Source organism: Congregibacter sp. (assembly GCF_965660375.1).
Taxonomy (GTDB): Bacteria; Pseudomonadota; Gammaproteobacteria; order Pseudomonadales; family Halieaceae; genus Congregibacter.
Window position 1 is genome coordinate 1 of sequence record NZ_CBFHZO010000136.1, and the last position, 25,661, is coordinate 25,661.

At 56.9% G+C, this 25,661-nt stretch carries 20 protein-coding genes; 16 read left to right on the forward strand and 4 right to left on the reverse strand.

What is annotated here, in order from left to right; all coding sequences use genetic code 11:
* Positions 1-169: 169 nt before the first annotated feature.
* Positions 170-1,198, forward strand: a complete 1,029-nt coding sequence (locus tag ACTG3T_RS14360; protein ID WP_439102973.1) for a sodium:calcium antiporter — start codon at positions 170-172, stop codon at positions 1,196-1,198.
* A 473-nt stretch (positions 1,199-1,671) separates the two neighbouring features.
* Positions 1,672-2,556 (forward strand): tetratricopeptide repeat protein, encoded by an 885-nt coding sequence (locus ACTG3T_RS14365; protein WP_439102974.1) that lies wholly within the window; start codon positions 1,672-1,674, stop codon positions 2,554-2,556.
* Between the two features lie 87 nt (positions 2,557-2,643).
* On the opposite strand, the gene ACTG3T_RS14370 is transcribed toward ACTG3T_RS14365, so the two are convergent.
* Both ACTG3T_RS14370 and ACTG3T_RS14375 read right to left on the reverse strand, forming a co-directional pair.
* Positions 2,644-3,093, reverse strand: a complete 450-nt coding sequence (locus ACTG3T_RS14370) for a DUF302 domain-containing protein (protein ID WP_439102975.1) — start codon at positions 3,091-3,093, stop codon at positions 2,644-2,646.
* A 176-nt stretch (positions 3,094-3,269) separates the two neighbouring features.
* Complete coding sequence (locus ACTG3T_RS14375) at positions 3,270-3,989, reverse strand: DUF6445 family protein (RefSeq protein ID WP_439102976.1); 720 nt, start codon at positions 3,987-3,989, stop codon at positions 3,270-3,272.
* A gap of 390 nt (positions 3,990-4,379) precedes the next feature.
* Between ACTG3T_RS14375 and ACTG3T_RS14380 the strand changes: the two genes are divergently transcribed.
* The 6 genes from ACTG3T_RS14380 (at position 4,380) to rarD (ending at position 13,283) form a co-directional block, all read left to right on the forward strand.
* Positions 4,380-7,358, forward strand: coding sequence for a TonB-dependent receptor (locus ACTG3T_RS14380; RefSeq protein ID WP_439102977.1), 2,979 nt, complete (start codon positions 4,380-4,382; stop codon positions 7,356-7,358).
* Positions 7,359-7,458: 100 nt separating this feature from the next.
* Complete coding sequence (locus ACTG3T_RS14385; protein ID WP_439102978.1) at positions 7,459-9,027, forward strand: tryptophan halogenase family protein; 1,569 nt, start codon at positions 7,459-7,461, stop codon at positions 9,025-9,027.
* On the forward strand, positions 9,024-9,746 hold the full coding sequence (locus tag ACTG3T_RS14390; protein WP_439102979.1) for a SapC family protein: 723 nt from the start codon (positions 9,024-9,026) through the stop codon (positions 9,744-9,746). The genes ACTG3T_RS14385 and ACTG3T_RS14390 overlap by 4 nt, the downstream gene beginning before the upstream one ends.
* Complete coding sequence (locus tag ACTG3T_RS14395; protein ID WP_439102980.1) at positions 9,743-10,759, forward strand: cupin-like domain-containing protein; 1,017 nt, start codon at positions 9,743-9,745, stop codon at positions 10,757-10,759. Before ACTG3T_RS14390 ends, ACTG3T_RS14395 begins: the two co-directional genes overlap by 4 nt.
* Before the next feature lie 53 nt (positions 10,760-10,812).
* Positions 10,813-12,297 carry a tryptophan halogenase family protein gene (locus tag ACTG3T_RS14400; RefSeq protein ID WP_439102981.1) on the forward strand — a complete coding sequence of 495 codons (1,485 nt, stop codon included), beginning with the start codon at positions 10,813-10,815 and terminating at the stop codon, positions 12,295-12,297.
* A 50-nt stretch (positions 12,298-12,347) separates the two neighbouring features.
* Complete coding sequence (gene rarD / locus ACTG3T_RS14405) at positions 12,348-13,283, forward strand: EamA family transporter RarD (protein WP_439102982.1); 936 nt, start codon at positions 12,348-12,350, stop codon at positions 13,281-13,283.
* Between the two features lie 60 nt (positions 13,284-13,343).
* Here the strand turns inward: rarD and ACTG3T_RS14410 are convergent, their stop codons facing one another.
* Both ACTG3T_RS14410 and ACTG3T_RS14415 read right to left on the reverse strand, forming a co-directional pair.
* Positions 13,344-14,783, reverse strand: a complete 1,440-nt coding sequence (locus ACTG3T_RS14410; RefSeq protein ID WP_439102983.1) for a M20/M25/M40 family metallo-hydrolase — start codon at positions 14,781-14,783, stop codon at positions 13,344-13,346.
* A gap of 116 nt (positions 14,784-14,899) precedes the next feature.
* Entirely contained in the window at positions 14,900-16,285 is a 1,386-nt protein-coding gene (locus ACTG3T_RS14415; RefSeq protein ID WP_439103003.1) for a S41 family peptidase, read from the reverse strand.
* Between the two features lie 267 nt (positions 16,286-16,552).
* Here ACTG3T_RS14415 and ACTG3T_RS14420 point away from each other — a divergent pair, with 267 nt between their 5' ends.
* The 8 genes from ACTG3T_RS14420 (at position 16,553) to ACTG3T_RS14455 (ending at position 25,625) form a co-directional block, all read left to right on the forward strand.
* The gene (locus ACTG3T_RS14420; protein WP_439102984.1) at positions 16,553-18,277 is read left to right on the forward strand and encodes a DUF1592 domain-containing protein; all 1,725 of its coding nucleotides are present in this window, start codon (positions 16,553-16,555) and stop codon (positions 18,275-18,277) included.
* Positions 18,278-18,307: 30 nt separating this feature from the next.
* Positions 18,308-19,642, forward strand: coding sequence for a DUF1552 domain-containing protein (locus tag ACTG3T_RS14425; RefSeq protein WP_439102985.1), 1,335 nt, complete (start codon positions 18,308-18,310; stop codon positions 19,640-19,642).
* A gap of 36 nt (positions 19,643-19,678) precedes the next feature.
* Positions 19,679-21,106 carry a hypothetical protein gene (locus ACTG3T_RS14430; RefSeq protein WP_439102986.1) on the forward strand — a complete coding sequence of 476 codons (1,428 nt, stop codon included), beginning with the start codon at positions 19,679-19,681 and terminating at the stop codon, positions 21,104-21,106.
* Positions 21,107-21,153: 47 nt separating this feature from the next.
* The gene (locus tag ACTG3T_RS14435) at positions 21,154-22,254 is read left to right on the forward strand and encodes a hypothetical protein (RefSeq protein WP_439102987.1); all 1,101 of its coding nucleotides are present in this window, start codon (positions 21,154-21,156) and stop codon (positions 22,252-22,254) included.
* Between the two features lie 49 nt (positions 22,255-22,303).
* Positions 22,304-23,149, forward strand: a complete 846-nt coding sequence (locus tag ACTG3T_RS14440) for a host specificity protein (RefSeq protein ID WP_439102988.1) — start codon at positions 22,304-22,306, stop codon at positions 23,147-23,149.
* Between the two features lie 31 nt (positions 23,150-23,180).
* Positions 23,181-23,516, forward strand: a complete 336-nt coding sequence (locus tag ACTG3T_RS14445; RefSeq protein WP_439102989.1) for a high-potential iron-sulfur protein — start codon at positions 23,181-23,183, stop codon at positions 23,514-23,516.
* Positions 23,513-24,757, forward strand: coding sequence for a c-type cytochrome (locus ACTG3T_RS14450; protein ID WP_439102990.1), 1,245 nt, complete (start codon positions 23,513-23,515; stop codon positions 24,755-24,757). The genes ACTG3T_RS14445 and ACTG3T_RS14450 overlap by 4 nt, the downstream gene beginning before the upstream one ends.
* A gap of 133 nt (positions 24,758-24,890) precedes the next feature.
* Positions 24,891-25,625 (forward strand): DUF599 domain-containing protein, encoded by a 735-nt coding sequence (locus ACTG3T_RS14455; protein ID WP_439102991.1) that lies wholly within the window; start codon positions 24,891-24,893, stop codon positions 25,623-25,625.
* Positions 25,626-25,661 lie beyond the last annotated feature (36 nt).

Consider the following 25,661-nt stretch of genomic DNA (forward strand, 5'->3'; position numbering starts at 1 on the left):
TTTGCTGTTTGAGCCAATCGTGCCGGGCGTGCTCACAGCAAATCGCCCAAGCACATTGCCTGGCACGCACACTCCTCTACACTGTGCACATGGATTCTTCTCAGCATCCTACAGATGACCCTGTCGTGGTCGGTTCTGCCAGTCAGCGCATTTTATCGAAGGCCCGCGCGTGAATTTCTCCGGCCCTTTCGACGCAGCCCTGGTTTTTCTGGTTAGCGGAGCCGTCATCGCGGTGGCGGGGCTGCGGCTGACAATCTGCGTGGAGCAAATCGCCCGGGTAACAGGTCTTGGCAACCTGCTTGCCGGTACGTTCCTGATTGGACTGGTGACCTCGCTGTCCGGGTTGCTGACCTCGGTTTCCGCCGCGCTGGATGGTCACGCCTCACTGGCGGTGAGCAATTCCCTGGGTGGGATCGCCGCGCAAACCATGTTCCTGGCGATTGCCGACATTGCCTACAAGGAAGCCAATCTTGAGCATGCGGCGCCCTCCGAGGGCGCGCTGCTGACCGGAGCACTGCTTGTTGCGCTGCTGGCGCTGGTTATCCTGGCGTTCGCTGTTCCCGGTCCTACGGTCTTTGGTGTTCATCCGGTGTCTTTCCTGCTCGTGCTGGGCTACGTGGGCGGTCTCAGGTTGATCGCCGGGGCCCGGCGGGCGCCCATGTGGCAGCCGCGCGGCACGGCCCTCACGCAGAGCGAGGCAACCAGTGACGCTGGCGAGGATGCCGATTCACCTGTAAAGCTTGCTACGAGCTTTTTGTTGCTCGCAGTGCTGGTGGGAGGCGCCGGGTGGTGTCTAGCGCTGGCTGCGGTGTTTATCGCCGCGTTCACGGGAATAGGCGAGTCCGTGGTGGGTGGCGTACTCACGGCAATCACTACTTCTCTGCCGGAGCTGGTGGTAGCGATTGCGGCGGTGCATCGGGGGGCCCTCGCGCTGGCACTTGGCAATATACTCGGAGGTAACGCCTTCGACGTGCTGTTTCTGGCGGCCTCCGATGTGGCCTACCGCGAGGGGTCTGTGTATGAGGCCCTCGGGGGTACGGACCTGTTCTGGGGTGCGCTCTCCATACTGCTGGTCGCGGTGCTGCTCATGGGTATGCTGCGACGGGAGAAGCACGGTGTAGGCAATATCGGCTTCGAAAGCGCCGCGATCCTGCTGCTCTATTTTGGCGGCATCGCCGCTTTGATGATGCTCGCCTGATTCAGGTTTTTGGACAGGGTTGCTTCGCGGCACCGCGCATTTTTTCTTCAGCCTTGTCTCACGTTTGGAATGTGGGACACCACAGGAGGGAACGTGGCCAACCATCAATGACAAAACTTGCAAAGCGTCCAAGTGCCAGACCCGACACAAAAACGAGCATGTTTCTGTGTGTCAGCTCAGATTAACGCTGATTTGAAAGGCATGGGAGCAAAGAAGCCGCGATCGAAGCGTCCAAACCCCGACTGCGCTATGTAGCGCCGTGGCACGCGGCCTTGCTCGTCCGCCTGATGCGGATCTTTGGTGTATAGAATCGTGCAAGGTGCAGGGCGCCCCGTCTGGTTCCTAACGTGCAATCATTGCGGGCGACGACCGGGACGGCGAACGACCGCGACGCCTGGATCGCCAACTTTGTGCCACCTGCGAGAGATTCCATGCGCCGAACCACAACAATTTGCGTCTGTTCAGCAGTGCTAATGCTGCTTCAACCCACGCTCGCCGCTGCGACCACTGCACAGGAAGGGCCTCAGGCTCGTTCCCTGGCCGGTGAACCGCTGTATACCAGCGAACCCAGCGAGGCGACGCTGGCTAAACTTGAAGAGGCTCAGCGCGACTATCACGCTGATCCGGACAAAGCCGAGCACATCATCTGGCTTGGCCGCCGCACGGCCTATGCGGGCGACTATCAGCGCGCCATCGAGATCTTCAGCGAAGGCATCGACAAATTCCCTATGGATCCGCGCTTCTATCGCCACCGGGGGCACCGCTATATCTCTACGCGGCAGTTCGTCCGTGCTGTCGATGACTTCCTGCGCGCCGTCGTGTTGATGGAGGACATGCCCTTGCGCACGGAACCCGACGGACTGCCGAACGCGCAGAACATTCCGCTTACCACTACGCAGGGCAACGTCTGGTATCACTTGGGGTTGGCCTATTACCTCAAACAGGAATGGCCTCTCGCCCTGGCCGCTTTTGGTAACGGTTATCGCCTTGACGAAAATGATGACAATCTCGTCTCCGCGGGGCACTGGATCTACATGATCCTGCGCCGCATGGGCGACAATGAGGCGGCAGCCTCGGCCCTCGATGAGATTGGCCCGGACATGACCATCATCGAGAACGTCAGCTATCACCAGCTTTGCCTGCTGTACAAAGGTCAGCTGGGCGTGGAGAGCCTGATGGAGGCGGGTGGAGATGATCCGAGCAACGCGGCCCTCGCTTACGGTGTTGCCAACTGGTTCTACTACAACGGCGACAAGGCCCGCTCTGACGCGCTGCTAAAGCGGATCGTCAGTGGGTCGAGCTGGAGTTCCTTTGGTTATGTGGCGGCTGAGGCGGATCTGGCGAATGACAAGCGCTGACCCCGTCAAAACGCGATGGATCTGAGGGTCTTATAGGCCCGCAGCATTATCTGCCTCAACGGTGGCGGGCTTACGCGAGGGCGCGCGTCAGTGACCAGCCTGCTTCGCAAAATTTTCCAGCGCTTTGCTAATGGTTTTTATCACCGGCCCCTGCGCATCAATGCCGTGTCGCTTTGCCATCCACACGGGATCGTTCCAACCAATCGTTACCGTTCCATCGGCATCTTCCCAGACCAGGAATTTCAGCGGTAGATCAATCCCTGTGCTCCTTTCTGCCTGCATCAGTCGCGTACCGCCTTGGGGTTTGCCGAAGATCAGAAGTTCTGTGGGAGCTAGATCCATATTGACGCTTTTGGCGCCGGCCCCGTGGTCGACACGGGCAAAGATGCGAAACCCCTTAGCCTCCAGTGCCACCGCGAGTCGATCGACCGTCTCGGTAACGGTATAGGTGCTTGGCACAGTCAGCAGCCCGTCCGCTGCGAGGGCGGCAGGAATAATCAGCGACAGCAGCGTCCCGATCAGAAATTGTCTAGTCATGTCTTTACGCCTCAAAGCTGATTTTTTCTGGCATGAGCAGGGTAAATCCAGGACCACCCTGAGCGGCTACACTCTAACGGACCTGATAATTTTTTGCTCACGCGCAAGCTTGCATCCAAACCCGATCACAGGCGAATAGAAAGCGACGCGCTGCAATCCTGATCTGCAAAAGCAGTTTAGGTTCTCCGTGGATCACTTGCTGCAGCATCTGTTACGTGTAGAAACAAATTTGCCGTTAAACGTCCCGACGCAGGGTTGGCGTCAATGTCTACGTCCGGATCAATTAGTCCAGAGTGCAAAAGGTTGCCGGGGTAAAGAATCATGCGATTGGGTCGATTGTCGAATGCCGCGATGAGCTCAAAATGATCTGTGTTTCCATTGATGTAGGACTGTGGGGGCGCGCCGTGGACATGCATATGTTGATTGGCTGCCTGCACAAACTCGGGAAACCGTTCTCTGCTGATACGCTCGTACCCCGTAGGTTTGTGCCTGAATATTCCGGTGCCTGAGTGCTTTTCCAAACCAAGTTGCGGGCCAAGATAGTGCACGGTTGCAAAGTAAAAAGGATCATGGGTGTCAAAATGCGGTACCCGCTGCAGCTTCTGGAGCTCCTCGGGCTTAAGGGTGATTAGGGAGTAAAAAGCATGTACGAGGCTGCTGCGGAGGCCGCGGGGAACGCCATACACATCCAATAGGAGTTGGTCCAAGAGCGGTTTTATGCAGTCTCCATAGGAGAGTGGCAGCAAAGCCCGGCGCCCCGGATAGGCAAACCGCTCATCAAGTTGAAAGGAAGCTTTCAGCGCTGCGTTGTCTCGAAGCGAATCAATGGAAAGCAAGAGATCGTCTATCACGACAACGGGGGTGTTTTCCCGACCCACGGGAACAATATCAACCACGCGGTGCGGATTGAGATGAATATCAGTAGTCAGCGCTTTAGCCTCTTCTTTTGCAATAAGGTGCGAGTAAGCTGGATTCGACGCCAGTAAGTGGGGTGGACACTATCACCTCTTAACTGTGTACGCAGTAGTCTGGGTATGCGCTGATTCGTCAGATTCACAGGTTTCAGACTCGCATTTAATCATCGAAGACAGACGCTTATCGGCCATACAGGGTAGGGCAAGGAGTTACGGGGAGGGGGCGAATTCACGTCCAAAAACCAGATCGTCAACCCCCGTCCCCCTCATCGTGAACTGAATCCTTTTTGTCGCAAAAGGCCTTTTGGTGACCGGGAGGCCGTGGGATTGTGACGCCCAATAACGATTAATAACTATGGAAATATGCAAATCATGCAAACTTTGCCGCTCCAACGTACCCATCTCGCTACCGCTGTTGCTCTTGCTCTGGGGGTTACCAATACCCCTGCGCAGGCGCAGCAGTCCTCAGAAAACACCGTCCTCGAAGAGGTCGTGGTTACGGGTATCCGACAAAGCCTCGAAAAATCTGCGGACTTCAAACGTGAGGATAAAGGGGTTGTCGATGCCATCACTGCTGAGGATATTGGTGCGTTTCCTGATACTAACCTCGCGGAGGCACTACAGCGTGTAACCGGCGTTTCCATCGACCGCGCCCGAGGCGAGGGCCAATACGTTACTGTGCGAGGCTTCGGTCCTGCATTTAACCTTGTCACGCTCAATGGCCGACAGATGCCGACCACAGGCGGCTCTGACATTGTCAGTCGCTCCTTCGATTTCAGTAATCTCGCTGTGGAAGGCGTTTCCCGCATCGAGGTGTTCAAGAGTGGTAAGGCAGATGTGCCCACGGGTGGTATCGGTTCGACTATTAATATTGTCTCGACCCGCCCCCTCGAGGCGCCCGGATTCAAGGGGACGGTTTCGGCCTCTGGTATGTACGACCAGTCTACGGAAGAGGGCGATAGCGTTACCCCTGAGGTTTCGTTTCTGTTTTCCAACACGTTTTTTGACGACACTGTGGGCATCGCGATCAGTGGTGTTCGTCAGGAAAGAAACAATGGGCAAGCCCAGGCGAGCGTCGATGGGTGGCGTTCTTTTCAGGGCGATGTCGATAACAGCTGGTCCGGGGAGCGGCCTTCGGAGTGGGGCGGCATTCCCTATGATCAGGCGACACAGCAGAATCGTACAACGCTGCCGGAGGAGCGCTATTCCGTTCCGCAGAACACGGGTTATGAGTTTGCTGAGTGGGATCGCACGCGGACCAACGGCCAGCTAACCTTGCAGTGGGCACCAACGGATAGTATTGAAGCGACGTTGGATTACACCTTCGCTGATCAAGAGCTGCAGCGGACCTTCACCAATTACTCCGCGTGGTACAACTTCGGCGGCCAGACTTCGAGCTGGGATGGCAATAACAGCAACGCATCGCCGCTCTTTTATTCAGAGAACAATGGTGGTGCGGGTGACTTCGGAATGGGAGGCGGCTCTGACGCCACGATCGCTGAGACGGACTCCCTGGGCTTCAACCTGTCCTGGGATGCCACGCAGCAGCTGACCCTGATGTTTGATTATCACGATTCCAGTGCAGAGCAGAGACCGGATAGTGATCTTGGCAGCTCATCGGTGCTTTCTACAGCCGCCTTTACGCGCAGCCAGACAACAACCTTCTTTGATCGAGGGGACTTGCCTGTTTTAGCCCTGGAGCTCTCTGATCCTTTAAGCCCCGATGACATGATCGTCACCGGCAGTGTGTTTACCAACCAGATCTCCGAAATGGACATTGAACAAGCACGCTTCGAGGGCAACTATGCTTTTGACGTAGGGTTTGTTGAAAGCGTCGATTTTGGTGTGGCAATGACCGAAGTGAACAACCGCTCTGCTCAATCAGTAGTGCAGCGCGATGCCTGGGGTGGGGTAACCCAGCCTGGTGCTATTGCAGATCTGATGGAAGAGGCATCCTCCAATGGGCGCTTCGACGAGGTTTCCGGGGGCAACGATCCCGATCTTGTCACCGAGTATTACAGTTTTAACGTTCGTGACGTCATTGCGCGAACCGAGGAGTTGATCGCGGCAGGAGAGGCATCGCTGTTTATGATCCCGGATATGGGGCCCTGTGGAACGGGTTTTTGTGCGTCCCCTAACTACACCGTGGACAGGCGCACGACCGAGGAGCAGCTGGCAGCCTATGCGCAGATTAACCTGGCGTTCGATATCGGCGATATGCCCCTGGATGTGCGTTTGGGAGCTCGCTACGAAGAGACAGATGTGGACTCCTCGGCTTTGGCGCCGTCCTACTCGGGCATCAACTGGGTCGGGGGCAACGAGTTCAGTGCCGTGCCATCGAGTGACACCTTTACTCAGCTTAAAGGTTCCTACGATAACTTTTTGCCCAATGTGGATTTGAGACTGGGTGTCACCGAAGATATCGTCTTACGTGCGTCTTACAGCACGACCATGTCACGACCGAACTACAGTGACATTCAGGGTGGTCAGACCATTGATCAATTGGTGCGGATTAACGGCGGAACGGGTAACCAGGGTAACCCCGGGCTCCTGCCGCTGGAGTCTGACAACATCGATCTGTCTTTCGAGTGGTACTACGGTGAGGCGAGTTACCTGTCCATAGGCTACTTCACAAAGGACGTCACGAACTTCATTGTGTTCTCCGAAGTCAATGAGAGCCTGTTCGATCTGGCTCACCCGGGCAATGGCGCTTATGCTGACGAAGCCCGAGCTGTATTGGGTGACAACGCCACCAGTGGAGAGCTGTACAACTGGATTCTCGAGAACAAGGCCGGGTCCCCGGGCGTAGATGTTGCTAACGGGATTATCAGTGGCCAGCCGGGAGATGATCTGGCGAATTTTGCCCTGACCACACCGGTTAACGGGGATTCAGCGACGGTAGATGGTTGGGAAGTGAACCTCCAGCATACCTTTGGTGAAACCGGTTTGGGCTTTATCGTCAATGCCACAATCGTCGAGTCGGATACCAGTTACGACAATACCGATTTGAGCGCGCAGTTCGCTCTTGCCGGTATTAGCGACTCCGCTAACTTCATCGCCTTCTACGAGAATGACTGGGTGGCAGCACGAGTGGCCTACAACTGGCGCGATTCATTCCTCGCTGGCACGGGTCAGGCTAACGTGGGTGCAATTCCCCCCACCTATGTAGATACCTATGGGCAGTGGGATGCGTCGCTACAGTTCACCGTAATGGAGAGCCTCAACCTGTTTATTGATGCCATTAACATCACGGATGAAACTCGCTACGTCTACGGACGATCCGCAGGTCAGCCGCTGTTTGTTCAGCAATCCGGTCCTCGGTTCAACATAGGCGCGCGATACACTTTTTGATCGAAGCGTTGTCCGATAAAGAGCTGCCTCCGGGCAGCTTTTGCTTTTTGTAGTAATGTGATTACTTCATAATCGATGTCCTATGGACAGTGCCACCGCGATGAATCTTACAAAGCAAATAGTGGTAGTCGGCGGTGGGACAGCCGGTTGGCTGGCCGCGGCGCGCCTTGCTGCAGCAGGCTTTGATGACGTTGTTGTTACTGTTGTCGAATCCCCAGATGTGCCCAGCGTCGGGGTAGGCGAAGGCACCTGGCCCACTATGCGGTCAACGCTTCAGTCCATAGGTCTTTCGGAGCGCGAAGTACTGTGCAACTGTGATGCGAGTTTCAAGCAGGGGACGCTGTTTCGTGGCTGGCGCGATGGTTCGCCAGAAGATAGCTACCTCCATCCCTTCAGTTTGCCGCCGGAGTATTCGACAACAAATTTTGCGGAGTATTGGCGAGCCGGTGTTTTGACGGGCAGCTACAGTGATGCGGTCACCCCGCAGTCCGCTATCGCTGCGTCGGGGCAGGCTCCAAAGACAGTCGAAACGCCCGATTATGCTTTCGCGGTCAATTACGGTTATCACTTTGACGCTGTCAAATTTGCCGCGCTTCTGCGGGAGCACTGCGTCAACAAGCTGGGCGTCGTGCATGTACAAGACCACGTTCACGCGGTCAGTCTGGACGAACACGACTTCATAGACAGCGTAGCATTAAAAGAAGCCGGCATCCTGGAGGGGGACTTGTTTATCGATTGCACGGGCAGTCGTGCGCTGCTGCTCGGAGAGCGTCTGGGTGTTGGTTTCTCTTCAGTGCGGCATGTTCTCCCCAATAATCGCGCGGTTGTGACCCAGGTTCCCTACACCACGCCCGAGGAGGAAATCTTTTCCTGCACGCAATCCAGTGCTCGCTCGGCGGGCTGGATTTGGGACATCGGCTTGCAGTCCCGACGGGGTGTGGGGTACGTCCATGATGCGGACAGCGTTTCGGAGGACGAGGCGATCGCAACACTTCGCAGCTATGCGGCTGAAAGCGCCGGGGAGGAAGCAGCCGGTGGGTTGCAAACCCGAACACTCAATTTTGAGCCGGGTTACAGAGCCACGCCCTGGAAAAACAACTGTATCGCCATTGGGCTCTCAGCCGGGTTTATCGAGCCATTGGAGGCGTCGGCTCTGGCAATGATTGAGCAGGCAATCTCTTACCTTGTAGACAACTTTCCCGTTAATCGATCGTTGATGGCGCCTGCATCCCGGGGCTTTAACAAGAAGATGCAGGAGCATTGGGCAAGTATTCAGGAATTCCTCAAACTACATTATGTTTTGTCGCGCCGAGACGACTCGGAATACTGGCGAAGGGCAAGAGATCCTGATGGAACGCCCGCCGCGCTTTTGGATAAGCTCGCGCTCTGGCAGATTCGCGCTCCCTGGCATATCGACTCTCCCCGTTTGGATGCGCTTTTTCCTGCGGCAAGCTATCAATATGTGTGGCTGGGAATGCAGGCTCACCGGCATTCTTTCAAAACGCGCTCAGCCGGTAGCCTATCGAGCGACGCGTCTAAATTTCTTGATAGAACGCTGTTCGAAGTGAGAGAAAAGTCTTTGAAGTTAAAGCAGGCCATGCCTGGAAATCGCGCATTACTCAAGGCGCTTACCGCTGATATGGAGAACAGGGAAGCAGCGACATTATGAGCGAATTCAAGATACTTAACGCAGACGAGCACAGCGAGCTGCGCGTCAGGCAGGTGTATGGGTACGAGTACGGCGATAGTCTTCACTATTGTCCAGCCTATACGTTCGAATTCAGGGATCTTCAGGCCGATTTTCCCATTCTCCTTCAGGGTGCAGGGGAAATGGGAATGATCCCTGTGGCGCTGCTGGGTTTTGAGCCCGGGGAAAACCTCTTTCTCAAAGATGGGACCTGGCAATCACTTAATGTCCCGGCGTACATGCGTAAAGGGCCTTTTGCTATTGGCGAGCACAAGGCCCAGAACGGCGACTCCGTTCGCTTGCTCAGCCTCGATGTAAGCGATCCACGGGTAAGTACGACTGAGGGGCAGCCGCTGTTCCAGCCCCTCGGTGGACGCACCGAATATCTTGAGTACATGGCCAGCCTTATGGAGACGGTGTACCTTGGCAGCGAGGACACCCTGGATTTTACGAAAGCACTTTCCGCTCAGGGCCTTGTAGAGTCGGTGACCGTCGAAATAACCTTGAAAGACGGATCCAAGAATCAGCTATTGGGCTTTTATACGCTGAACGAGGATGCTGTACGGAATCTGGACGCAGAGCAGCTCGCGGCTTTGTCGGCAGGGGGTAACCTAATGCCCATGTTTATGATGCTTGCTTCCCTGTCGAATCTGAAGCGCCTCATTGCACGCAAAGAAGATTCGGTCGCAGAGAGCGAATGATCTACAACGATCTTGCAGCTATCGACTCGGTAGACGGGTTCGCTCCCGGCGCTATCCCGGATTCCGTATTCGACCGAAAGCAGCCCTTGGTATTGCGCGGCCTTGTGGAGAGTTGGCCAGCCATTGCCCAATGCGGAGACACTTTCGCTGAAGTGGAGGCTTACCTTTCTAAATTCTGGACCAACAAGCCGGTCACTGCCTACGTGGCCAAAGGTGCCGCCAAAGGCCGTTTTGGTTACAACGATGCCTTTAACGGCTTTAATTTCAGAAGTGGTAGTGCCCCTCTGGCAGAGTTGATGGAGCGCTTCAAGCAGTTGGAAGAGACTCCTGACGATGACATGGCTATCTATGTGGGGTCGACGCCGGTGGCGGGTTGGTTGCCGGGTTTTCTGGAGGCGAACCCGCTGCAGGTTCCCGGTGACCCCTTGATCAACTTCTGGCTGGGTAATCGAACCACCGTGTCGGCGCACTATGATTTTCCCAGCAATATTGCCTGCGTCGTGGCCGGTCAACGGCGCTTTACGCTGTTTCCCACGGATCAGGTCGAGAACTTATACGTGGGCCCGATTGATCGAACACCCTCGGGGCAGCCCATTAGCCTGGTGGATTTTGACGAGCCTGATTTCGAGAAGTTTCCACGTTTTGCCACGGCGCTGGAACACGCTCAAACCGCGGTGCTGAATCCTGGCGATGCCATATTTATACCCAGCATGTGGTGGCATCACGTCAAGGCCCTCTCAGTCTGCAATATGCTGGTGAACTATTGGTGGCTCAAGAAGCCGGAGATTATCGATTCGCCTTTTGGTGCACTGTTACATGCTGTGCTTTCGATTCGCTCCCTCCCTGCGGAACAGAAAGACGCCTGGCGGGCATTAATGGATCATTATGTATTTGATGCAGATCCTTCAAGCACCGAGCACATTCCTGAGCACGCGCTGGGTTGCCTGGGAACCCTGGATACGCAAACCATTGCCCAGCTGCGAAAAGAAGTTTTAAAGCGCCTCAATAACTGACAAGAGTAAGTCATTGGCGATGGCCAGGGTCCGAGGATCAACGGAGCAGGAAGATGGAACATAACAAGATAAAGCATGTGGTGATTGCCGGCGGCGGCACCGCGGGATGGATGGCGGCTGCCAGTATCGCAAAGCTCTTGGGAAGAACCGTAAAAGTATCTCTCGTGGAGTCAGAGCAAATCGGCACGGTGGGTGTTGGCGAAGCCACCATACCCACGATACTTACCCTGCACGAACTGTTGAAGATCAAGGAGCAGGATTTCTTGTCAGCCGTGGGTGGCACTTTCAAACTCGGCATTTCCTTTGAGAACTGGCACGACGTCGGTAAAAACTACATTCACTCCTTTGGCTTTACCGGCAAAGACTGCTGGGCGGCGGGCTTTCAACACTTTTGGTTGAAGGGCCGGGACATGGGTATCAGCAAAGAGTTCGGTGAGTACTGTAATGAATGGTTGGCGGCCAAGCGTAATCGTTTTGCTGTGCTACCGAATCAGAATCTGAACTACGCCTATCATTTTGATTCATCACGGTATGCCGCTTTTCTTCGCAAAATGGCGGAAGAGTATGGCGCGACGCGAATTGAGGGCAAAATCCAGCAGGTGCACCAGGATAGTGATTCGGGGTTTCTTACTGGACTGACCCTGGAATCGGGACAGTTAATCGAGGGTGATTTTTTCGTAGACTGCACCGGATTTCGAGGCCTTCTCATCGAGCAGACCCTGCAAGCGGGCTTTGATGACTGGAGCCACTGGCTACCGTGCGACAGCGCCCTCGCTGTGCAGACCATGAATGTGCAACCTCCTATTCCCTATACGCGTTCTATCGCGCACGAGGCGGGTTGGCAGTGGCGCATACCGCTGCAGCATCGAACGGGCAATGGCATGGTTTACTGCAGTAAATTTTGGTCCCGGGATGAGGCCGAGGAAAAACTCCGTGGCAACCTCGAGGGTGAACTTGTCACCGAGCCACGGCCCATCAAATTCACGACTGGTACCCGCAAGCGTCACTGGGTGAAAAACTGCGTCGCGGTGGGTCTCTCCAGTGGATTTATGGAGCCCCTGGAGTCCACCAGCATTCATTTGATTCAGCGTAGCGTTGTGCGTTTTATGCAGATGTTCCCCCGCGAAGGGGTGCGCCAGCCCGATGTCGATGAGTTCAATGCACAGATGGCGGCGGAAGTAGAAAACACCCGGGACTTCCTTATCCTGCACTATCACGTTACGGACCGGACAGATACGCCGTTTTGGCGCTACTGCAAGAATATGGATATTCCTGATTCACTTCAGCACCGGATTGATCTTTTCAAGGAAACGGGTCGCGTTTTCAAAGTGCCCACGGAGCTTTTTGGGGAAAACTCCTGGGTTCAGGTGATGTTGGGACAGGGTCTTTATCCCCAGCAGTACCACTCCATCGTGAATATGATGGGCGATGATGAGTTAAAGCAATTCCTTGACGGCATTCACAGCTCCGTCGACAAGCTGGTGAGTCAGCTCCCGGAGCACGAGCGCTTTGTGAATCACTACTGTCGCGAGGCTTAGTGAAGAACTGAGCTGACATGCATGTGTAAAAGATTATGGGTGGCCAGCCGATGGCTGCCCCAAATATGACGCCCGCCGACCAGCACGCTGCAGAGTTGCGCAGCGGCATTTTCTTTGGTCTTGCGGCCTACGGTTTATGGGGCGTCTTCCCCCTCTATTTCAAACTAATTGAAACCGTGACACCCACGGAGATATTGCTGCACCGCATCGTGTGGGCGGTACCCTTTGGTGCGCTGATTATCACGCTACGCAAACAGTGGTCAGATGTTGTTAGCGCGTTTCGGGATCCGCGGATGATTGCCTGGCTCGCGCTCTCGGCGCTGTGCATCTCAGGCAATTGGTTTGTTTACATCTGGGGTGTAGTGAATGAGCGCATCTTCGAGGCCAGCCTTGGCTACTACATCAATCCCCTGATGTACGTGGCCGTTGGCGTAATGTTTTTTGGCGAGCGTTTACGACGAGCGCAGTTGCTGGCAGTACTTTTTGCCACCATCGGTGTGCTTGTTTTGTCAGTGCAGGGAAGTGGACTGCCCTGGGTGTCTCTTTCTCTTGCAGCACTGTTTACCGCTTATGGAATCATCCGTAAGCGCGTCGCGATTGCGGCGATGCCTGGCTTATTCGCGGAGACCGCGCTGCTGTTTCCGCTGGCCGGGGCGGGCTTGCTTTGGATGATGCTCAGCCAGAGGGCTGAGTTTGCGGGCGCCGGTGCCGCCACAAATACGCTCTTGCTGCTGTCGGGGCCGATCACAGTGTTTCCCTTGCTGTTCTTTGCCGTCGCCGCTCGCCGGCTGACGCTGACAACTATCGGCTTTATGCAGTTCCTCGCGCCAACGATGCAATTTCTCATCGCAATGTACTTCGGCGAGGCCCTGACGACGCCGCGCATGATTTGCTTTGGGTTTATCTGGGCGGCGGTCATTGTTTTTAGCGTGGATGCGCTGCATACAGCGCGCAAGCAGCCGGCGGTACGACCGGGCGTGGCCTGAAGACTAGCCCCGGGTCCCGTTATTACTGCTGCCGCTGTGCGGTCTACGGATAGATTCACATTACTCGCCAGTGAGATCCCGAATAATGATCGACCAGTGGTCGAGGGCATCGTAGAACGCCTTGATAGGCACACGTTCGTTGAGACCGTGAGCAAACTTCTCATCGGGATTCATGAAAATGCCACCCACGCCAAAGGTGGGTACGCCCGCCTTGCGAAAATGCATGCCGTCGGTGCCGCCCGATGACATGTAGGCAATGAGATCAAGTCCCGGATAGCGACTGTGTACCGCCTTACCCACAGCGGACAGCACATCGGCGCGAATTTCCGAAATGGGGCTTTCGGTGGGATCTCCCAATAGCTTGAATTCCGCTTCGGGGTTGTCCACGACGGTTCGTAACTCAGCTTCGATGTCGGCGACGGCAACGCCGGGAAAGATTCTGCAATTGACGGTGGCGGTGGCCGACTGGGGCAGGGCGTTCTCCGCATGCCCGGCTTCAAGCATGGTGACTACACAGGTGGTACGGGTTGTGCCTACATAGGATGGTTCAGTACGGAGTCGTGCCGCCGCCTCTTCGTCTTCGGGATCGTAGGCAAAGCGGACCATGGCATCGCCAAGCTCGCCCCCGAGCTTTTCGCCCACCTGCTGAAAGTAGGAGAGCGTCATTTCGCTCCACATCACCGGGAAGCGATGTGCTTCGATGGCCTTGATGCCGCTGGCAAGTTCGTAGATGGCGTTGTCATCCCGCGGACGGCTGCTGTGCCCACCGGGATTGCGGACGGTGATCTCCCAGGTGGCAAAAGTTTTCTCGGCCGCCTGCAGGCTGTAATCAATGGCCCGGCCGTCGGCGGTGAGGCTGCCGCCTCCGGAGTCGGAGTTAAGTGCGAATTCCGCTTCCACCAGCTCCGGCATCTCGTAGGCCATCATCCGCGTGGTGAGCATGCCGCTTTCCTCGTCACCGGAGAACGCCAGGATGAGATCCCGGTCGGGTACAAAGCCCTCTTTTTTAAGCCTGATCATAGTGCCGGTCAGTTGGGCTACGCCAAACTTGTTATCGATGCTGCCCCGGGCGTAAAAGTTGACATCATCCTGAGTCAGCTTGAACGGTGGGCGGACCCAGTCTTGCTCCAGAGCCTCCACAACATCCATATGACCGAGGAGAAGAATGGGCTTTTTGCCGGCGCTGCCATCGCCGCGGTAGGTGGCAACGAGAATGCCAAAATCATCCTTGGGAATGACTCTCACATCGTCTTCGGCAAAACCTGCGGCCAACAGCTCATCGGCAAGGTATCGAGCCACCCCCAGGGTGTTGCCCTTGGTCTTGGAGGTATCGACCTCGACGATGGTCCGGTAAATATCCAGGGTCTTCTGCGCATGCTCGCTCTGAATGTCCTGGCCATGCACCAAGCCCGAGAGACCGGCCAGGAGCAGTGCCGTGGTTAATCGCATCTTGTGGCTCAACCAGGTGTTTATAAAGCCTGACTCGCTACCGCTGTCCATACACATCCCCTTGAGAGAAAACCGCCCAAATCACAGACTGGAAATTACACGGTGCAGGCACTGACCGCCAGTGCGCTGTTTACTGCGCTGTTTACTGCACTGTTTACTGCACTTTCCTATTGCACCCAGGTGGATCGTCGGTCCGGTCGGTCCTTTGCAGCAATAGGGGCTGGCCCTCGGCGCAGGGTCCGTCTGCTCGCTGTATTGATCCCAACGCTTGCCGGGCAGCTGCCTTCGTTGAGCCAGGCGAGGGCACCTTCCGTGAGCGCGTCCTCGATTGTGCCGAAGGCGCCGGTGAATTCGTCCTCCACCGCGCAAAGGGTAAAGCGGCCGGTATCCACCAGGCCTGTATAAAAGCCGCCAAAGCCTTCGCCGTTGACGCTTTCAAAGGCCACAAGACGCAGACGTGTATCGCAGCCCAGTTGATCAAAGGCGTATTGACCAACGGCCTTGCCCGAGGTGTCGCTTCCGATCAGCACGACGTCAGCGAAGGGCTCCAGGCTGTTGATCAGCAGTTCGCTGGCGGATGCCGTAGTTTCACTGGTAATAAACGCGATGCGGATCGGGGACGCCGACTCGGGTCGTTCAGTAAAAGCAAAGCTTTCGTTCTCTGCGGCGCGTTTGTCGTTGTGGCGGATGCTGAAGGCGATCTCACCGTTGGCGATCTCACCACCCAGCAAATCCATGAAGCGACCGGCCACATCCACAAGCCCTCCACTGTTGTAGCGCAGATCCACAACAAAATCGGTGAGCCCCTGATTGGCCAGCGCATTAAACGCATCGTCCAGGGCCGGCTCTGCGGACAGCGTAAAATTGCGCAAGTGGAGGTAGGCCACGGGTGACAGGCCTGGCCGCTCGATGGTGCGCGGAGCTGTGGCGAGGGGCGGCACGTCCAATTCCCGTTTAGCAACGGTGACCTCAACAATGTCGCCGCCCATACGCAGCCGGAAGCCCCGTTCCAGGCCCTCAACGGGTCCGCCGAATATTGTGTTGAGATTTGCTCCCCGGTTTTCGAATTCGCGCAAGGTGACAAAGCCCTCGCCGGCGTCGACCGCGAGGATCTCGGCGCCCCGGACAAACCCTGCTCCGGCCGCGGGCGCACCCTCAAAGGCATCGCTGATGAGATAGCGACCCGCATCGTCAACGGCAAAGCGAAAACCAAAGCCCACAAAGGCACCACTGGTGAAGCTGGCTTCGTCCTCTGCCACCGTGGTGAGGTAGGAAAACCCAGGGTCGCGAAAGTCTTCCGCAAGAGGGGCGGTAAGGGCATCAAGGTAATCGCCGGCGCTGGCAAAATCTGCCGGAGAGACGGGAGCGAGTTCGTCGTACCAGAGGTACCAGTCCTGGGCGACGGAGAGCACAAAATCTTTCTGTGCCTCGACGTCGCAGCTTTGCGTGACGGGGGGTGGGGTGGTTGTCGGGCCATTGTCGCCTCCGCCTCCGCATGCGGTGAGAGCCAGTATGGCGAAAAAGAGCCCCTGCTGCTTGGATGTCTTGATGATGTTTTTGTCCCTGGTCGCGCTTCGTCAATCGGGCTTTGCCTAGTCGCCGGAAGTGTAACGGACTTCGCCGCTTAAGAAGATGTTAGCAGTTCCATTTCTGACGGATGAGTTGTCGACGGCCACGGCCTGTCAGGATGCTCTTGAGCAAGTTGCATAGTAATATGCGGACACGTTATAAATACTGGCTAAACAGGCATCCCGCTTTCGGTTGAGCAAGCGGTACGCTGTACAAGCCTTATAAGAATAAGTGAACAGGAAGCCCGCAAGATGGATTCTCTGCTTAAAGCTGCGAGGAGTGCCGTTAGGCGCCCTCAGGGTCGGCGCTTCGCTGCTGTCGGTCGTTCCCTGGCATTCAGCTGTGCCGCCCTGGGTCTGTTGGCAGCATGTGCCGAAGAACAGGTGTCGGAGCCCGAAAGTCCCGGTACCCGTGCCATCACCAGCCTCATGACCGCTGAGCAATACCAGAATTCTCTGGGCTACATTTTTGGCCCCGGCATCGATTTGCAGGTGGAGTTTGCGCCGGTGGCCCGTACCGAGGGACTCCTAGCGAACAGCGCTTCTCTTGCAGGGGTAAGCAGCGCCCAGCTTCAGGGTATCCAGGGTGTCGCTGCCAGCGTCGCCAAACAGGTGGTCGACGCAACCCATCGCAACTACCTCGTTCCCTGCAAGCCTACGGCTACGGATCAGGCCGATGAAAGCTGCGCCCGGTCGTTTCTATCCAGGGTCGGTCGCCTGCTGTTTCGTCGGGCCCTCACTGAAGAAGAGATCGACCTCTATGTTGAGCTTGCGGGGAGCGCCGCCGACGAGCTGGAAGATTTTTACGCCGGCCTTGAGATTGCCCTGGAAGGATTGCTCATCAGCCCCGAGGGTCTCTTTGTGGTGGAGCGCGTAGAGCCTGACCCCGACAATCCCGGACAACTGCGACTCGATGCCTATTCCCTGGCATCCAGACTGAGCTTTTTTCTCTGGAATGCCGGCCCCGACGATGAGCTTCTCACAGCGGCTGAGAGCGGAGAGCTGCAGTCCGAGGGGGGTATCGAGCGCGCGGTAGAACGAATGCTGGTCAGTCCCCGTCTTAGGGGCGGCATGCGGGCGTTCTTTGACGACATGTTCGCCTTTGAAGAGGTTAAAACCCTCGCCAAGGACTCCACCATCTATCCCGAATTCACTGGGGTGACAGCCGAGGACGCGCGAGAGCAGACCCTGCGAACGGTGATCGATCATCTGCTGGTCAACGAGGATGACTATCGCGACTTGTTCACGACCCGATCATCCTTTATGTCGCCGGCCCTTGCGATTATCTACGGCGTGCCCGCGCAGCCCGGCTGGGCGCCTCACACTTTTCCCGAGGACAGTCCGAGGGCTGGTCTGCTTACCCAGGTCAGCTTTCTGTCTCTCCATGCTCACCCCGGGCGCAGCTCGGTCACCCTGAGAGGGCAGGCTTTGCGCGAGCTGTTCCTTTGTCAGACGGTGCCGGAGCCGCCGCCGGGAATCGACTTTTCTGTGGTGTCCAATCCCAACTCTCATTACCCCACACAGCGGGAGCGGGTGGCAGCTCACCTTGAGACTCCGTCCTGCGCTGGCTGCCATCGCATTACCGATCCCATCGGTTTGTCTCTTGAGCAGTTTGACGGTGCCGGCGGTTTTCGTCTGACGGAGAACGGCGCGACCATTGACGCCAGCGGTGGCCTCGATGGCTTCGAGTTCGATGGTGCTATCGGTCTTGGCGAGGCACTGCGGGAGAACCCTGAATTACCACGGTGTCTGGTGCAGCGTGTGTATAGCTACGGCACCGGCGGCCCGCCGGAATTGGAGGCGCGCGCGGTGATGAATTATTTCAATGAAGAATTTGCCCAGCAGGGTTATCGACTGCGGGATCTCTTGCGAACAGTGGCATTAAGCAAAGCGTTTTCTCGCGTGCAGAATGATCCCAGTGAAGAGCGTATCGCGGGTACGGACGAGTACCGCGGGGCCACAGCAAGTTCAAATTAATCGAGTTTCTCGAACCGCAGGAGAATTGTTATGAGTAAGTGGAGTAGACGTCGAGTGCTCAAGGGCATGATGAATGGCGTTGGTGTGTCCGTTGCGCTTCCCTTTCTCGAGGTGTTTCTTAATGGCAGCGGTACCGCGCTGGCGTCCGGGCGTCCCATGCCCGTGCGTTTTGGCACCTGGGGCTACGGTCTCGGCGGGACCTCGGATATTTTTGTTCCCAAGAAGACCGGCGCCAACTATGACCTCCCGGAAGAGATTGCCTCCTGGGAGCCGGTGCGCGATGACATCAACCTGTTCACCAATGGCTCGGCATTTCCCGACGCGTCGCCCAACCGTAATCATTTCACGGGTTGGGTCGTATCCAGAACAGGTGTCGCTCCCGAAGTCGACATTGTGCCGGCGGAGACAATCGATGTGAGCGTGGCCAAGCAGATTGGCCGTGCTACGCGTTTTAGCTCTCTCACTGCGACGGCGACGGCTGACGCGCGAGATACCTACAGCTATTTGAACGGCGCGACACCCAATGCTCCCGAGTGGTCGCCGCTGCAGTTTTACAAGCGATTGTTTGGCCCAGAGTTTCAGGACCCCAATGCCGAGGAGTTCAATCTGGACCCGCGGCTCATGGCGCGCAGGAGCGTACTCTCCAGTGTGATGGATCAGTCCCGCGCCATGATGAAAACCGTTGGCGCTGCGGATCGCGCGCGTCTCGATCAATACTTCACGGGTCTCCGTCAGCTCGAAACCCAGTTTGATCACCGTCTCACCAAGCCCGAGCCGATTGCCTCCTGCATCGCGCCCGGGGAGGCACCTACGAATCCGCTTATGGATAAGTCTGCCGATGCTGTGAAGTTGCGGCATAAAATGATGACCGAGCTTATGGTCATGGCTATTGCCTGTGATCAGACCCGGGTGTTCAACATGACCTATTCGGCGGCATTTTCGTCAATTATCAAGCCCGGATACCCCAAGCCTCATCACACCTGCACCCATGAAGAACCGGTAGACAGTGCTTTGGGTTATCAGCATCACGCGTCCTGGTTTACCCGGCGGGCTATGGAGTCCTGGTCGGACTTCGTAGCGGCCTTCAAGGAGATCCCCGAAGGGGACGGAACCCTGCTGGATAACGTGTTGATCCTGGGGACCACGGATGTGGGCTATGCGCGCACTCACGCCATCGACGGGATGCCGGTGTTTCTGGCGGGTCGTGCGGGTGGCAAGGCCAAAAGCGGCATGCATGTGGACCTGAAGGGCGGCTCTGTTGCCCAGGTTGGCTACACAGCTTTGCGTCTTCTGGATATCGATACACCCTCCTGGGGTACCCTGAGCAATAAGGCGTCCGCTCCCCTTGCCGAGGTGGTGGCCTGAGTGAAGCAGTTTTGTAGCGCAACCCTAAAAGCAATAATGCGAGTAAAGCTCACCGCGATGATTGTGATCGCGGCCTTTAGCGGACAGGTTTTTGCCCAACCGCTTCCGGGATGGCAGACCGACTCCCTTGTGGGCGGCAAGTATTGGCAAGCAGCGGGCAGCGCGGAGAAAGAAGCCTACATAGAAGAGCCTACTCCGCCCGGTATACAGGTCGTGGTCACCGCTCTCGAAGGCCCCGTGTACGCCGATGAGGAGGGACGGACCCTCTATAAATGGCCTCTGAGGGCGTTGCGAAACGGATCCACCGGCGATCGAAAAGACGGCCCCTCTAACTGCAGTGATGAGATCAGCAGGGTGTCCGCAGGCCTTATGAGTCCCTATCCACCGGATCTACTGCTGCCTGAAAAGCAGCAGCTTGCGTGCTCTACAGTATGGCCCCCTTTGCTGGCGGACGACGATGCCGAAGAGATCGACAAATGGACCATTACCGAGCGTCCCAACGGTGACCGACAGTGGTCCTATGACGGTTTTCCTCTCTACCGATCCAACCTGGATGAGCGGCCTGGCGATGTGTTTGGAGGCTCCAAAATACGGTCCCGTAACGATGGCGGCGTGGTGCGCGTGCCCGTAGGGCCGCCACCGGATGTCCCGGCCGGATTCAAAGTGATTCCCAGTACCACGGGAAGGCTGTTGGTGAATAAGGATGAATTCTCGATCTACAGTTGGGATGGTGATGAGCCCAATAAATCCAATTGCGATCAGGAATGCCTGAAAAACTGGACGCCGGTTCCCGCGCCCGGCATCGCCATGGATCGTGGTGATTGGACCGTCGTAAAGCAGGCGTCCGGTTTTAATCAGTGGGCATTAAGGGGCCGGCCTCTCTACACCTACAACAACGATAAAGGCACGCGGAGCTTTACCGGCAGCGATGTGCCTGACTGGCAAAATCCGCGCTGGCACAACGTTTACACCCAGCGGGCGGTAACGCCTCCCGCGGAGTTCATGGTGCAGGATGTGGAGTTTGGTGGTCAGGTGCTGGCCGACAGCCAGGGGCGCTCTGTCTATCTCTACAATTGTCGGGACGATTCCGTCGCGCAGATAGCCTGTGACCATCCGGAGTCTTCCCAGGAATACCGCCTCGCGATTTGCGGTGACGGTGATCCGACGCTGTGTCGCGATACTTTTCCCTATGTAATTGCAGAACCCGGGGCAACAAGCGACAGCAGTCTCTGGAGCGTCATCGCCATTGATGCGAACAGTGGGCGCTACGCCGCGTCCGGTGATGCTGACGCAGAGGTCTTGCAGGTCTGGGCTTACCGTAAACGCCCCGTTTATACCTATAGCGGTGACAAAGAGCCGGGTGTCACCAACGGCGATGGTATTGGAGAGTTCACTGGTAGCCGGAACGGATACAAAGTCTTCGTGCTGCGAGACGACTTTGGTGAGAATGCATTTCGTCGCTAACTAGCACCGTATAACGAGGGCGTTTGGTCGCCCGGGAGAGCTTGTTTATGTCACGCATTTTTTCACGTTTGTGGACGGTCGGTATTACCGCTGCGACGCTGAGCGTCGGGATGGCTGCCGTGCCCGGTAGCGCTCAGGCCCAGAGTGTCGCTGGCGGTCGTATCGGTTATGTGCTCACAGAGCGTCATTGGTCTCTGTATCAAACCGAGGATGCCAAAACCGAATGTCCCCAGGGGTTTAACATCGGACCTCGGGAGCAGTTTTCGGAACTCTATCCCGAGGAGGCCGATGTATTGCGCACGGAGGCTGAGACCCGACTGGTTCGTGAGGGGCGACGCTTCCATCTCGAGACATCCGAGGAGCCCTTTCCTTTTTACACGGCGGTAGGTCCCCATGCCTACGGCGTCAATCTGGATGGCAAGACGACCGAGGAGGATTTTACGAGTCCCGCGGGAACAGAAGGTATAGATAATCAACTGAATAGAGCCCTTGCCTGCATCGCTATTTACCGGGGACCGGACGGTACCTTCTACCATTTCTCCAACCTGTTTATGTACGGCAACGCTTACAACCGTTGGATGATTGAACTGACCGGTGTCGACGATCTGAGTAACGATGACAGTGTGACGGTGAATTTTTACCGCGGCCTTGATGATCTTGTGACGGATGCCTCCGGCAAGGGTTTTGTTGCCGGTGGCACTCAGCGTGTTGACGGACGTTGGGGCGAAAGCTTCAGGGGCGAGGTGCAGGGTAAAATCGTCGATGGGGTTTTGATTACCGAGGCGGCGGATCAGACAAAGTTTCCCTGGTCGTTTCCCGGCATTGGGGGGGGCTTTCACATTTTCAAAGACTTCCAGCTGCAGCTGACGCTAACACCGGATACTGCCAAAGGTTTGCTGGCCGGTTACGCCGATGTCGAGCAATACAATCACCGGCTGAATCGCAATTGGACGACTCATCATCAGAGCTACGGGCGACTTTCCGCAGCGTCCCTTTATCGAGCCATGAAGCAGCTGGCAGACGGTTATCCTGATCCGCAAACCGGATTGAATACGGCGATTTCCGCAGCGATCGATGTGGAGATGCACCAGGTGTTCATCGTGCATCCCGACGAACAGGCGATAGAACTCAATACGGCGCAGCGCTAGCTTTAAAACGGCACTGCAAAAAAGATTTATAAAAAGCAGGAATCAATTTATGGGAATCCGGCAGGTGTTTGCTGCAGCAACGGTCGCTGCGTCGCTGTTTTGTGCTCCGTGGCTCCAGGGTGCGGATGCGACGGCGTCTTCCCATCGCACCCTCATCGATTTGTGGGCGATGGGTAAACCGGCCTTTGGTCAGTACGTGACTCAGGCCCACGGTGATGACAGCGATGCTCACGACGGTCCGAGCTACACGGTGCAAACGGGTTTGGATCTTGCGACAAACTCGCTTCTGGACTTTGCATTTTTGAGTCTGGAGCAGAAGTACGAGGCGGACTCTGCCCAGAACGTTGCCCGCGGCATAAACGAAGGTGCGACAGATGGTGAGCAGTTGCCGCTGCTGGTGCGCATTCCACCCATTGCTGTGGACGGCGAAGCGGCGGCCAGAGCCCGTGTAAAAGAGCTGCTGGCCATGGGGGCCAATGGCGTGGTGATCCCTCACATTATGAGTGCCGATGAGGCGCGGACGGCAGTGTCATTTTTCGAGGCTGCGGACGTGTGGTCCCCCTCAAATCCCGATGGCGACGTTGTGGCGATGTTGATTGTTGAGGATCCGGTTGTCTTTGCTGAGCTTGAGGAAATCGCCAATCTCCCAGGCTTCAGTGCCCTGGTATGCGGCATCGGTAGCCTCACCAGTGCTCTGGGTGGAGATCGGGAGGCCGCAGAACAAATCAATCAGCAGGTGCTTGCCGAGAGTAAACGTGTGGGTAAGCCCAATCTGACCACGGTGAGTCCCGAGTCCGTGGCGCTGCGCGTCGAGCAGGGCTTTCTGGGCCTGTTGGCCTATGGGCCCGAGTCTCAGGAGGCCATCAGGCGGGGCAGGCTGGCGGCGGGACGCTAGTAATCAGCTACCAGTAGGAGCAACAAAAGCAATGGATAAGACAATGTCACGCCGCGCGGTGCTACTGCGCGCTCTGCAGCTTCCCCTCGCCGGGAGTGTGCTGCTGGGTTTGAGCGCCTGTGACGCCGGCGGAGATGCCCGCGAGGGCGTAGCGCTTGTGTGCGCGGATCCCGACACCATGACCTCCGCACAGGAAAGCGTGCGCAGGACGCTGCGCTACAGCGAGCAATCTCCGGATAGCAACAAGGCCTGCTCGGGCTGCGCCTTCTTTAGTGCAGCGCAAGGCGGCTGCGGGAGCTGCAGTATCTTTGATGGCAACGTGGTAAACCCCGCGGGCCATTGCGACTCCTGGAGTGCCGCCTCTTGAGAATCTTGACACTATGCATTGCGCTGGCCGGCAGTATCGGGCTTGTCAGCCAGGCTCTCGCTGTAGAAGGGGGACCAGATTCGAGTCAGCTGGAGAAGGGCGCGTACCTCACGGCCGTGGGCAACTGTGTCAGCTGTCATACCCGCGAAAATGGGAAAGCAATGGCCGGGGGGCTGGATTTTGAAACCCCCTACGGCACGATCTATTCCACCAATATCACGCCTGATGCCGAAACAGGGATAGGCGACTGGAGTCTGGAGGAGTTTACCGTGGCCATGCGCCAGGGCGAGCGTCCCGACGGCAGCCATCTCTATCCGGTGTTTCCCTATACGGCTTTCACCAAGGTCAGCGACGAGGATGTTGCTGCGATCTATGCGCATTTACAGACGCTGGATCCGGTGTCTTACACACCACCGGAAAATGACCTGGGTTTTCCCTATAACCAGCGCTGGGGCCTGAAGGTTTGGAAGTCGGCTTTCTTTGACGAGGGGCGCTTTGAAGCGGACCCCGCGCAATCAGCGGAATGGAATCGCGGCGCTTACTTGGTGGAAGGCCTGGGCCACTGCAGCATGTGCCACTCGCCGCGCAACGCCGCCGGCGGCATCGACGATGAACTGGTCATGACCGGGGGCGTCTACATGGAGCGTGTTGAGGGTAAACTCTCTGCCTGGTCGGCACCCAACCTCACATCCGCTGACAATGGTCTGGGAAAGTGGTCCCACGAGGACATCGCCGATTATCTGAAGCTGGGATTCAGTCAACGTTCAGGGGTCTTTGGCCCCATGAACAATGTTGTGGTCAACAGCACCTCACATATGTCTGTCGAGGACGTCAGTGCCATGACGACCTATTTGCAAAGTCTGCCGGCGAACTCCCAGCCCGCAGGCAAGCCGGCGAGCGATGATGTGCTGCGGGCAGGGTCTGTGCAATACGACATCCACTGCGGCACCTGCCATTTGCCCACAGGCGAGGGCTCGCCGGAGACCGGACCGCCGGTATTGTGGAGTCCGGTGGTGCTGGATGTGGATCCGTCCACGCTAATCAACATCACCCTCTATGGTGCTCAACTTCCCGAGACCGCGCCGTCCGCAGAATGGAAGTCCCGAGGATGGAAGCGTATGGAGTCCTACGCCAACAAGCTGAGCGATGAGCAGGCTGCGGCGCTACTGAGCTATATTCGAAGCGCCTGGGGGCATGAAGCGGGCGCTGTGACGCCGGAGCAGGTCGCCGAGCAGCGTTAAATTCATTCAGGCCGTGCCGGGTCTGGGCTTTGAAGGGGAACATAGCAGCTAAGGGTGGTGGCAGGACCAAACCCGTCAGGGTGTCGTAAAATGGTGTAAACGATCATTTGATAGCCAGCATCTCGAGCGCTCCATGCAAATCCCCTTTGATATTCCCGAAATCGCCGCCCTCGCTTATTTTTTGCTGCTCTGGGCCGGCTATGCGCGCTACGCCAAGTATCGCGCCAAGCGGGAGAAAGGCGCCTCCCTGTCGCGCTCTCTCCGGGATCACCGGGAGGCCTGGGCCCGGCGTTTGTTGACACGGGAGATGCGCATGACTGACGCCTCTCTCCTTGCCAGTCAGGAGCGGGTCGTGGGTTTTTTTGCATCGGCGACCCTGCTGCTCATGGCAGGTGTGCTCACGGCGCTGACCACCAGCGATCAAATTGCGGAGCTGAGTTCTCATATCCCCTTCGCCGAACATCAGAGTAATGGTCAGGTAGAGGCCAAGCTGGCGCTTCTCCTGGTGATTCTGATCTACGCCTTTTTTAAGGTGACCTGGAGCCTTCGCCAGTACGGTTTTGCCGCTGTGGTCATGGGCGCGGCGCCGGATGCGGAAGAAGATGTCAGCGCGGAGCAAAGCGATCGCTTTGCCTGTAATCTGGCCAAGCTGATGGACTCCGCGGGCCATGACAACAACTCCGGCCTCCGCGCGTATTATTTTGGGCTCTCGGTGATGTGTTGGCTGTTCGGCACGGTGCCTTTTCTGCTTGCCACCACCATCACGGTACTGGTGCTCTATCGGCGAGAGGTGGTCTCCAACACCGTGGCAGCCATCCGGCAGTCGTTGGTCGCGCTGCCCGATGCTGGTGATGGTGATAAAAGCTAGCGCAAACGTTTGCCATGCGTACCGTCATCTCTGCGT